This is a genomic window from Brevibacillus sp. SIMBA_040, from assembly GCF_046535075.1.
Taxonomy (GTDB): Bacteria; Bacillota; Bacilli; order Brevibacillales; family Brevibacillaceae; genus Brevibacillus.
Map to the genome: position 1 here is coordinate 1 of NZ_JAWRXI010000069.1, position 401 is coordinate 401.

Sequence of the window (401 nt, forward strand, 5' to 3'; positions counted from 1 at the left end):
AAGACGGATTGCCCGACGCTCCACTACTTCATTCAGTAAATTTGTATTACTACCATGAAGATATATTCGCCATAACAGCAATCAGCGAGACTCGCCCTACCAAGGATGGGGCGATTATAGAACAATTCAGTCACTTTCTTGCCGCTCCTTTGGAACGTGAGGTTACCAAAGCGGAGCTCGATAATTTTCGCCCGACATACTCGCCGCAGCATTTCAATCACATTATAGAAATCCACTACCCAGGTGTGGCTCTAAGAAAGCTAAGAGTGACTGAGTATTCGCAAGCTTCCGCGATACAGTTTATTGACGATAGCGGCTTAGTCAGCATAAAGGTGGATAGTAAGCTGATCGTTGATCAAGTCATCATATTCGAGCAACGACGAAAAGCTCATCAATCTTGT

At 44.6% G+C, this 401-nt stretch carries 1 protein-coding gene; it reads left to right on the plus strand.

Going from position 1 to position 401, the window contains the following annotated elements; translation table 11 throughout:
* The coding region (locus SB752_RS31990; protein ID WP_410719440.1) for a hypothetical protein at positions 1 to 401 on the plus strand (401 nt) is incomplete at both ends.